Origin of the sequence: Microbacterium sp. (assembly GCF_049661145.1) — a bacterium.
Taxonomy (GTDB): Bacteria; Actinomycetota; Actinomycetes; order Actinomycetales; family Microbacteriaceae; genus Microbacterium.
In genome coordinates, this window is the sequence record NZ_JBASZT010000293.1 from 1 (window position 1) to 4,183 (window position 4,183).

Sequence of the window (4,183 nt, forward strand, 5' to 3'; positions counted from 1 at the left end):
GCCCCCGTCCGCCCGGACCCCGGCCCCCGTCCGCCCGGCCCGGGCCCCAGCCGATTGTCGCTCTCGGCCGCGAGGTGTTCCCTGGCGGGTAGCGTGGAGGGATGGTCAACTATCGCTATCTCGGCAACAGCGGATTCAAGGTCTCGGAGATCACGTACGGCAACTGGGTGACGCACGCGTCGCAGGTCGCGAACGAGGCGGCGATCGCGACGGTCCATAAGGCGCTCGACCTCGGCATCACGTCGTTCGACACGGCGGACACGTACGCGAACACGGCCGCAGAGGTCGTGCTCGGCGAGGCGCTGAAGGGTCTCGACCGCACCGACTATGAGGTCTTCACGAAGGTGTACTGGCCGATCGGCAACAAGGGACCGAACGACCAGGGTCTCTCGCGCAAGCACATCTTCGACGGCATCCATGGATCGCTGAAGCGGTTGAACGTCGAGTACGTCGACCTCTTCCAGGCGCACCGCTTCGACTACCAGACGCCCCTCGAGGAGACGATGCAGGCCTTCGCCGACATCGTCCGGCAGGGCAAGGCGATGTACATCGGAGTCAGCGAGTGGACCGCGGAGCAGTTGCGCGAGGGCCACGCGCTGGCGAAGGAGCTGCACTTCCAGCTCGTCTCGAACCAGCCGCAGTACTCCGCGCTGTGGCGCGTCATCGAGGGCAAGGTCGTCCCCGCGAGCGAAGAGCTCGGCATCTCGCAGATCGTGTGGTCGCCCATGGCGCAGGGCGTACTCAGCGGCAAGTACCTGCCCGGGCAGCCGGTGCCCGCCGGTTCGCGGGCGACCGACGAGAAGAGCGGCGCGACCTTCATCAAGCGGTTCCTGCGCGACGACGTGCTCGAAGCGGTGCAGAAGCTGAAGCCGATCGCAGCCGAGGCCGGGCTCACGATGCCGCAGCTGGCGATCGCGTGGGTGCTGCAGAATCCGAACGTCGCCGCCGCGCTCGTGGGCGCGTCGCGGCCGGAACAGCTCGAGGACTCGGTCAAGGCATCGGGCGTCGTGCTCGGCGCGGACGTGCTCGACGCGATCGACGATGCGCTGGCTCCCGTCGCGGTGACGGATGCCGAGGAGACCTACGCCGTCTCGCCGAAGGGGCGGCCGGGCGAGCGGGGCTGACCGAGCGCGGGCCGGGGTCTTAGGCAGGCGGGTGGGCGGCGCATGGCGGTCACGAGCGCCGGCATCCTGCTGTTCCGGCTGGATCCGGTCGGCGGCGTGTCGGTGCTCATCGCGCACATGGGTGGTCCCCACTGGACCGCGAAGGACGACGGCGCCTGGTCCATTCCCAAGGGGGAATACGACGCGGGCGAGGAGGCAGCCCTCGCGGCCGCGAAGCGCGAGTTCCGCGAGGAGCTCGGCGTCGAGCCTCCCGAGGCGGACTTCGCCGAGCTCGGAACCTTCGCCTATTCCTCGGGCAAGCGGGTGACGGTGTTCGTCGCCGACGGCGCGGGGTTCGCGGCATCCGACCCCCGCTTCGTCTACGGCGAGTTCGAGCTGGAGTGGCCGCCGCGGTCGGGCCGCAGGCGCTCGTTCCCCGAGGTCGACCGTGCCGAGTGGATGCCGGTGGCCGACGCACGCCGCCGCCTCGTCAAGGGCCAGCGGCCCGCGCTCGACCGCCTCGAGGAGCTGCTCGCCGCGACGCCCTGAGCTGCCGGGCGGCCCGAACTCCACCAATCCGGTGACCGGGAGGTCGATCGAACCGTTTCGACGGTGTTTGTGCGCACGGATCGGTGGAGTTCTGGCAGCGTCACCCCCTTGCCGCCACCGCCGCCGCGGCGCAGACTGGCCGCGAACACCCGACGAAGGGAGCCGCCATGGCGCACGGAGACATCACCCACATCGACATCCCGGTCTCGGATCTGAAGACGGGCGGAGAGTTCTACGCCGGCCTGTTCGGCTGGCAGATCGCCGAGGTCCCCGGCTACGAGGGCTACCCGATGTGGCAGGCCCCGAACGAGATCAGCGGCGGCGGGTTCGTCCTGCGGGACGAGACGTCCACACAGCCGCTGTCGTACGTCGAGGTCGACTCGATCGACGACGCGATCGCGAAGGCCGAGGCCTCGGGGGGCTCGGTCGCCGAACCGAAGCAGAACATCAGCGAGACGAGCTGGTGGGCGGTCATCGTCGACCCCGACGGCAATCGCATCGGCCTGTACGAGGGCGTCACCGAGTAGCCTCCGGGATGCGGTCCGTGAGCCCCGGGTCAGCTTTTCCGTGGCGCTGCCGCGCCGTCGGGTGAGAGAGTCTGGGTCATGTCGCGCGACATTGGCATCAGCGCGCCTTGCGCGTCGGCGCGGCGCTGACGTCGAGCACCGGGTGCAGACCGCCGAGCGACGACCACGCCGAAGCGGTACCAGCGGCGGCGTGTTCTGCTCCACGCACGGCCCGCTCGTCGGCCCACTCGTTCAGCACGTGCCCGCGGTGCCCGCGCACGTGCTCCAGCACGACGTCGGGGAGGCCCGCCGCGCGGCGCGCGTCGCGCGCGGTGATCAGCTGTTCGAGCAGGTCGCGGTTCTTCGTCGGCGCACCCGTCGAGGTCTTCCAGCCGCGGCGGCGGTGGGCATCCATCCACGAGGAGTAGGTGTCGATCGCGTACTTCGAGTCGGCCTGCACGACGAGGCGCGCGACGTCGGCGTGGTCCTCGATCGCCTTCAGCAGCCCCATGAGCTCGCCGATGTTGTTCGTTCCTACCGGGATCGCCCCCGCGGCCCACTGCCCGTCCTCGCCGACCCACGCCCACCCCGTCGGCCCCGGATTGCCCTTGCACGCGCCGTCGGTGGCCACGGTGTAGGTCTGCTCGGTCACTCCTCGACGGTATCCGATCTCACGCAGCCGCCGCCGAGTGTGCCGGTTCGTGCCGACCGGGCCGGTTGTGAGGCGACAATAACCGCCCCGGTCGGCAGCAACCGGCCTGCTCGGCGAGAAAGAGGCGAGGCGGGAGGGAGCGGGTCACCGCGGCGAGCGCGCGGCACGCCACTCGTCGGCGAGCCCCGGCATCCGCTCTGCGAGATAGCGCAGGAAGTCGGCGACGTCGCGTGCGCGGGCGACGGATGCCGGGGCGCCCGCGTTCTCGTCGGCGATCCGTTCCATCGCGGCCGCCAGCTGTGCGTACAGCGGCGCCGAGGAGGTGATCATCCCGGACCACGCGTCATGTGTCAGGTCGTAGCGATCGCGGCGGTCGCCCGGCCGCGAGATGCGGTCGATGAAGCGCATCGAGACGAGGTAACGCACGGCGCCCGACACCGCCGCCGCCGACACGCCGAGCCGGTCGGCGAGCTGCACCGCCGTGTAGCCCTCGTCCGGCGCTCCGACGAGGGCCATCATGACGCGAGCCGGCATGCGCGGCATCCCGGCGACGGTGAGCAGCGACGCCGCCTGTTCGGCCGGCTCGGTGCCGGCGTGCTGCTCGATCATGCGCCGACCGCGACTTCCCGCCGCCGCATCAGCCCGAGCGAGGCCGCCGCGCCCGCGACGCTCACCCCGACGAGCCACCACAGTCCCCGCACGTCCAGCGCGTCGCCGTCCACCTGCGGTGTGACGGCCATGGGGGCAAGCCGTGTGAGTGCGTCCGGAAAGCCGAACAGCGGGCCGAAGAGGCCGAGGGTCGTCCCGACCAGCACGAGCAGCCAGCCGAGCGGGATCGTCAGACGCGGCGCGAGCACGAACGCGAGGGCCGTCAGAACGAGAAAGACGGATGCCGCGGCGATCTGTCCGGTGCCGCTGACGACGACGTCGGTCATGAGCGACCAGTCGCCGTTCACTCCGGCAAGCCCCGCGGCAGCCCCGGCGATCCCGGCCGCGCTGATGAGCACGACGGCGGTGAACGCCACGAGCAGATACCCGCCGAGCCACCGCAGCCGCTCCACGGGTGCCGTGAGCACGGGCTCGGCCGTGCCGTGCACCTCTTCTTGACGCGCTCGCGCGACGACCTGGACGGCGCAGCACGCGGCGATCACTCCGAGCATCGTGAAGAACGTCGCGATGAGGGACTGCTCGACGGTGCCCCCGCCACCGATCTGCCGAAGGGTGTCCTCGATCTCGGGGTTGTCCGTGCCGATGGCATCCACGAACGTCGCCAGCGTCGTCGTGAGCAGCCCGGTGATCAGGCCGCCGACGACCCAGCCGGCGATCGCACCCCTGGTCAGGCGCCACACCAGCGCGGTCGGACCGGCGAGCCC

Annotated in this window: 5 protein-coding genes and 1 pseudogene; 3 read left to right on the forward strand and 3 right to left on the reverse strand. The window is 70.9% G+C overall.

The genetic code is table 11. The annotated features are described in order from the left end of the window. Positions 1-101 precede the first annotated feature (101 nt). From WBP48_RS12480 to WBP48_RS12490, 3 genes are all read left to right on the forward strand, one after another. Positions 102-1,124 (forward strand): aldo/keto reductase family protein, encoded by a 1,023-nt coding sequence (locus WBP48_RS12480; RefSeq protein WP_424440895.1) that lies wholly within the window; start codon positions 102-104, stop codon positions 1,122-1,124. A gap of 42 nt (positions 1,125-1,166) precedes the next feature. Continuing rightward, positions 1,167-1,652 (forward strand): NUDIX domain-containing protein, encoded by a 486-nt coding sequence (locus WBP48_RS12485; RefSeq protein WP_424440897.1) that lies wholly within the window; start codon positions 1,167-1,169, stop codon positions 1,650-1,652. Positions 1,653-1,819: 167 nt separating this feature from the next. Next, complete coding sequence (locus tag WBP48_RS12490) at positions 1,820-2,179, forward strand: VOC family protein (protein ID WP_424440899.1); 360 nt, start codon at positions 1,820-1,822, stop codon at positions 2,177-2,179. Between the two features lie 97 nt (positions 2,180-2,276). Here the strand turns inward: WBP48_RS12490 and WBP48_RS12495 are convergent, their stop codons facing one another. From WBP48_RS12495 to WBP48_RS12505, 3 genes and pseudogenes are all read right to left on the reverse strand, one after another. Then, complete coding sequence (locus WBP48_RS12495; RefSeq protein ID WP_424440901.1) at positions 2,277-2,810, reverse strand: ribonuclease H family protein; 534 nt, start codon at positions 2,808-2,810, stop codon at positions 2,277-2,279. A 144-nt stretch (positions 2,811-2,954) separates the two neighbouring features. Then, positions 2,955-3,419, reverse strand: a complete 465-nt coding sequence (locus WBP48_RS12500; RefSeq protein ID WP_424440903.1) for a GbsR/MarR family transcriptional regulator — start codon at positions 3,417-3,419, stop codon at positions 2,955-2,957. Then, positions 3,416-4,183, reverse strand: a pseudogene (locus WBP48_RS12505) (polyketide antibiotic transporter); the annotation flags it as partial. The pseudogene WBP48_RS12505 and the gene WBP48_RS12500, both read right to left, overlap by 4 nt.